Annotated in this window: 5 protein-coding genes; 1 reads left to right on the top strand and 4 read right to left on the bottom strand. The window is 60.8% G+C overall.

Features of this window, described 5'->3' with window-relative positions:
- Positions 1-229: 229 nt before the first annotated feature.
- Entirely contained in the window at positions 230-601 is a 372-nt protein-coding gene (locus BM228_RS34165; RefSeq protein ID WP_139234244.1) for a hypothetical protein, read from the top strand.
- Positions 602-1,314: 713 nt separating this feature from the next.
- Here the strand turns inward: BM228_RS34165 and BM228_RS28965 are convergent.
- The 4 genes from BM228_RS28965 to BM228_RS28980 all read right to left on the bottom strand — a co-directional run.
- Positions 1,315-1,728 (bottom strand): DUF3830 family protein, encoded by a 414-nt coding sequence (locus tag BM228_RS28965; RefSeq protein WP_092046124.1) that lies wholly within the window; start codon positions 1,726-1,728, stop codon positions 1,315-1,317.
- 99 nt (positions 1,729-1,827) lie between these two features.
- Positions 1,828-3,174, bottom strand: a complete 1,347-nt coding sequence (locus tag BM228_RS28970; protein ID WP_092046126.1) for a dicarboxylate/amino acid:cation symporter — start codon at positions 3,172-3,174, stop codon at positions 1,828-1,830.
- 91 nt (positions 3,175-3,265) lie between these two features.
- A complete protein-coding gene (locus tag BM228_RS28975) occupies positions 3,266-3,952 on the bottom strand; it encodes a GntR family transcriptional regulator (RefSeq protein ID WP_092046128.1) in 687 nt (228 codons plus the stop codon).
- 751 nt (positions 3,953-4,703) lie between these two features.
- Positions 4,704-6,000 (bottom strand): IS1182 family transposase (locus tag BM228_RS28980; protein WP_092046130.1); only part of this gene is annotated, 1,297 nt, incomplete at its 5' end.

Here is a 6,000-nt window from a genome sequence, read left to right on the forward strand (position 1 = left end):
TGTAGCCTGTTCTAGGTTCAAACGCACCGTAGCTGTACTCACGATATGAACTCTGCGTGATTGAACTGCGAGGCTGGCATGCTGCAGCACTATGGGCACCTCATCGACCGAGGCAAGGATTTTTAAAATTTGACAGAACGCCCACCAATTTATCAGTCAATTGCTGCTTTGAAATAGTGCAAATGATGGCAAAATTCAGCAAATAGGACAGAAAGGTTTCACGATTTAGATGGCTATTGACAAAGGGAAGATGACACGATTGCTGAGTTTGAAAATGCTGCCGATAGCTGTAGCTGAGACGATCGAACCGTGGCTCGCCGTCGTCGATGCATTTCCCTCGTGTTCCGACCGAGTACTGCGAACCACGGTAGCGAGCGCCATCACAAATATTCGGCGGCGGGTCGTCGTGTCGGATCGCTTGGAAATGGATCTTGAGCGCGCACAAAATGCGACTATTGCGCTCGCAGGCGATGAAAGATGGATTGGCGTTGCCTCATCGAGCGACAAGGATGAAGCGATCGTCGCATTAAATACATTGATTATTTCCCTCCTAGATGCAAAGCCCAACGGGAGGGCTAAAGATCTCGGTCTTGACTGGTAGTATTCAAAAAATATGTGATCAATCGTAATGCCCGCATCACGCGATGATTAGATTTTGAGTTCAGTGCAAAAATATGAATGCGGTGCCGTGAACCAGCAGAGGCGATGAGAGATCAGGCTATTGCGATCACATCACGATGATCGAAACGGGTCGTTCATAATGCGTGGTCTAGCTCCACCGGATAGCCCACGGGGAGTGTCATGTCGGACAGTCGGAGAGAAGCCTTGCGCCAGCAGGCGCTGGCTGAGATCGCGCTGCTCCGATGGTCGAGCACTACCACCATGTCATGCCCCTTACGATCAGATGCTGGATGTCAGCATGACGATGCGGAACACAGCCTTGATCCTCCGGGCGGTCGCTCACGATCATCGTCGCCCGGCAGTGCATGCTACAATACTATGCACCTGATGGTTGTAAAATGCGTAGGCGTTCAACTGATGCGGTAAGGTAAGGTTCGGCCCTCCGGGAAGTTCGGTTGGGGTGTAAGCCTCGCAGCCGTGCGTGCCATGGGTCGGAAACTGAACGTGTGCTTCGGGGCGAAGGGCGAAGGGCGAAGGTCTGATTGCTACCCTGATCGGACCTCAGTCCTATCACCCGTTCTGTCGGTTATCCGATCGTTTTCAAGACACTGAGGCGTCCGCATAATGTTGTGCCATAGAACTTCCCTGCGTGGCTGCGGCAATTTCCGACGCCCTGAGAGCAATGAACCGCGATTACAGCGCCTCGAAGTGGACAGGCTGGGCACCTTGCCACAGCGTCATCTCCCCGAGCTTGCGCAGGTTTTCCAGACCAGAGGTTAGGGTGATGAAGTGATTGCCTGCAAGCTGCCCCATCTTTGAGGCGAAATGCACGCCGCCGTAGGCGAGCAGGATTTCGGTCTCGCTGATGCCACCGGGGTAGAGGATGATCTGCCCTGGGGCCGGGTAGCTGGTGTGGTTTTCGTAACTGACCCCGAAGTCGAGGTCGCCCAGCGGCATCCACACGCCCTCGCCACTCCACCGTACGTGTACCGCCTTGGTCATGAACGGCAGGCGCGCTCGAAAGGCGGCGCAGGTCTTCGGTGCTGCCTCCTCTTCAAACCGGGCACCGAACTCGAACGGCCCCGCCGTCACTCGCAACTCGCTCATTGATGCATACCCCTCTCTTCACCTTGAGCCGATCACGTCCTTCGGGATATGACCGCCCGCAATCCCGACGGATAATCGCGGGCGGTCGAAACGCCGACCTCAGGCGGGCTGCTCGCCCGTCGAGATGACCGCAATGTCCGACGGTGGGTTGTCGAGTACAGCTTGAGCCCGAGCCCGATCGAGATCGCCCTCCCAGGCGGCGACAACGACGGTCGCGACGCAGTTGCCGATTAGGTTACCGACGGCGCGCGCCATGCCGATGAACCAATCGACCGAGAGCACCAGTACGAGACCGATCGCTGGGATCGAGGGCACCGCATTCAGCGTCGCGGCCAGAATGACGATCGCCGAGCCTGGCACACCGTGGGCACCCTTCGAGGTGACGAGCGAGATGCCGAGCACGAGCATCAGGTCGCCGAACGACAGCGGCGTGCCAGTAGCCTGAGCGATAAACACCACCGCCAGCGTCAGATAGATCGAGAAGGCGTCGAGGTTGAACGAGTAGCCGGTGGGGACGACGAGCCCGACGACCGATGGTTTGACGCCCATGTACTCGAGTTTGCGCATGATCTGCGGAAGCACGGCGTCCGACGACGCGGTGCCGAGGACGATGGTCAGCTCCTCGCGCAGGTAAGCCAGGAACTTGAAAATATTGACCCCGGCGAGGCGCAGCACCGAGCCGAGGATGACGATTACAAAGAACGCGACGGCAAAGTAGAACAACCCGACGAGGGATAGCAGCTGGGTGAGCGAACCGACGCCGTACTTGCCGACCGTATAGGCCACCGCACCGAGTACGCCGAGCGGGGCGACCCGCACGATCAGTCCCATTGCCTTAAACAGCACACCGGAGACCGCGTCGATCAGGTCGGTGACCTTCTTGCCCTGCTCGCCACCGTACAGCGCCAGTGCGACGCCGAAGAGGATCGCGAAGAACAGCACTTGGAGCACATCGTTGCGTGCCAGGGCATCGAATGAGGTCGTCGGAATGATGTTGAGGATAAAGCTGGAGAAGCCGCCGCCTTGGAGCTTGTGAGCGTTGTCCGCGTAGGTCGAGAGCGCTTTGCCGTCGAGGGTGGCGGTATTGATGTTCATCCCATGACCGGGGCCGACGAGGTAGGCGAGTATGATGCCAAGCGCGAGGGCAACCGTGGTCATGATCTCGAAGTAAACTAGCGCCTTGACGCCGACGCGGCCAACCTTCTTGAGGTCGCCGGTCCCGGCGATGCCGTGCACTACAACGCAGAACACGATCGGCGCAACGATCATCGAGATCAGCTTGAGGAAGCCGTCGCTGAAGAATTTCAAGCCGATCGCGAAGTCGGGCGCTGCCATCCCGAGCACGATGCCAAGCACCAGCCCGACGACGACTTGGAAGAACAGCGATTTGTAGAGCGGCTCGCGTGCCTTGTCCGACGCGGGAAGCGGTGTCGAATGAGCCGACATCACGTGATCTCCTGAAGAATTCTAATCGGGGGGATACGCAACACGCGAGTCGGAGGCGGCTTTTCTTGTTTTGGCCCGGCCGAGCCCACCCTCATTCTCGTCGGGGTGAAAGTTTCAGGGCTTGGCGGAGGTTGGTCAGCGGATCGTCGTCCTTGGCTCGCGTGAGCCCGGCCTCGACATTGCCGATGTGAGAAACCATAAGGTCGGCAGCCCGCTTCAAATCGCCGCTGGCGAGCGCATCGGTGATCGCCTCGTGTTCGTCGCAGGAGGCCGTCGCGTCGTGGACGGACTGGTAGAGCGCCGAGATCAGGACAGTGCGCGCCGTCAGGTCGCGTAGTATGTCGGCAAGTACGCGGTTGCCGAAGGCCTCGACGAGGCAGACGTGGAAGTCGCCGAGCAGGAAGCTGCGCGCCTCCAGGTCGTCGGAGGCGATGGCTGCCCGCTCCCGGACGATGTGGGCCCGCAGTTTGTCCACGACCTCGGGTCCCAGTCGCTGGACGGCCATGAGGATGCCCATCTCGATAGCTTGCCGGGCCTGGAACGCCTCCTGCGCCTCCTCGAAGGACGGCTTGATCACGAACCAGCCTCGGCGGGGGCTGACCTGTACGATGCCGCGCGCCTCCAGCCGGATTAGCGCTTCGCGGGCCATGGTCCGCGAAACGCTGAACAGGGTGGCGAGGCTCTGCTCGCCTAGGCGAGTTCCGGCCGTGATGCGGCCTGCGAGGATGGCATCCACGATGACACGATCAATCGAGTCAGATCTTTCAGGGACCTGCATGCGGATCAGACTTCCATACAAGACTGGCACGCAAGCAGCGTACCAACGCGGCGGGATCGCGTGACCTACCGCAAATCAGGGCGTACGATCATCTCTGAAGACTGGGAACGGACACCAAGACGGTCTTGCATCCTGAAAGGTTCAAGACCGAGCTTGGTCCCTTCATACGGCCGCGTGGCTGGAGACAACGGCAATCACCGCTTGGATGACGTCGTTGAGGTGAGGAGCCAGGCGCATTCGAAGGGATCGTTGGACGCGTACAAGGTATTGAAGCGCGATCAAGCCGAAGGACGCCTACCCGCCGATCAGAGACAGCCCACGGCTCTACAATATCCGAACAAAAGAGTCGTCCTATCGATTGGAATGTCGGCAATCCGATCGTCTTACCGACAAACGCTGACGATGCATGTCGCGCCCGCCGAAGCTACCGGGTTTTGTCGGAAAACTGCGTCGAAAATTCAAACGTCGGAAAAACGTGTGCGTCGGCAGCTGGTAGCGAAAACGCTGCGCTGTCCGGTTTAGCGCCTCGCGCAACCGAAAGTCGCCAGACCGCTTACGGCCATCAGCCGCCTCAGACCGCCTGCCTGAGCGTCTCAGATGGGTGGATTGCGGCCGGTCCGCTTTGGGGCGAGAGTTGGCAGAAGCGGACACTACCGTTTCGCCCGCTCACGACCGAGGCCGTGTCTAAACGTGTTGATCGTGGTCGCCAGCGCCGATTTGCAGGATGATGACGGCGGCGCGGTGGGCCGCTTCAGGCTCGAATGGCCTGGATGAGCCGGGTTGCACCGAATAGGCAGATCATCCGTTTCACGTTGTAGGCGAGGATCGTGAGGCTCATCTCGGTTCGCACGCCTTTCAGGCCCTTCGTCAGGAAGGGCGTACTGCCCATCCAGGCTTTCAGCGTCCCGAAGAAGTGCTCGACCGTGGCGCGCCGGACCGCCATGGCGTCGGGCATGGCGTCGAGCCGCCTCTGCATGGCCTCCAGCACCGCCTCGTGCTTCCAGCGCTTAAAGCGTTTGAACTTTTCGGTCGTACAGCGCGCTCGCATCGCGCAGCCATGACAGGCGTCCAGGTTGCGATAATGATCGATGTCACCGTGTCGATCGGAGCGGGCGTTAGATTTCGTCAGCACAGCGCCGGCGGGACAGACGTAGTGATCGGCCGCCGCGTCGTAGACGAAGTCGGCGCGCACAAAGAGCCCCTTCTTGGCTCGACCCGACGTGTCGGCCCGCGGCATGGTCGGCAGGATGCCCGTGCCTTCGCAGGCCAGAACCTCGTCGCCGCTGTAGTAGCCGCGATCGGCCAGGACCACGATCTCCCCCGCGTCGGTGGCCTGCTTGGCCCGATCGCCCATCGGCACGAGCTGGGTGCGGTCGTGGCCCTCGTTGACGACCTCATGGGCGACGACGAGATGACGCTCGGGGTCGACGGCAATCTGTACGTTGTAGCCGACGATGCCGGTGCCTCGCCCGCTCGTCGCCATGGAGCGGGCGTCCGGATCGGTCAGCGATACCTGTCCGTCGTCCGCGGTCTCGACCTGCGCCTGCATCTCGCGCAAGAAGGCCATCTGCCGGCGTAGGGCGGCGATCTTCTCGCCGATGCGCTGTGTGCGTGCCTCGGGTACGTCGCTGCCCTCCCTATCCGCCCGGTCGAGCGCCGCGAGGTAGCGGGCGATGCTGGCCTCCACCTGTTCCAGGCGCTTGGCGACCTTGGCCATGGTGCAGTTGCGGTCCCGGTTGTTGACCGCCTTGAACTTCGATCCATCCAAAGCGACGGTCGCCCCGGTGAAGAGCTGCAGATCCCGGCACAGCACCACGAACTGCCGACAGGCCGCCTGGATCGCAGGTCCGTTGTCGCGCCTGAAGTTGGCGATCGTCTTGTGATCGGGAGCCAGCCGGCCGGTCAGCCACATCACCTCGATGGTGCGCTGTGCCTCACGCTCGAGCCGCCGGCTCCACGGCACGCGGTTGAGATAGCCGTAGAGGTGGAGCTTCAGAAGCGTGGCCGGATCATGAGCGGGCCGTCCCGTCGCCGCGGGCTCGAAGCGG

Origin of the sequence: Methylobacterium pseudosasicola (assembly GCF_900114535.1) — a bacterium.
Lineage (GTDB): Bacteria > Pseudomonadota > Alphaproteobacteria > Rhizobiales > Beijerinckiaceae > Methylobacterium > Methylobacterium pseudosasicola.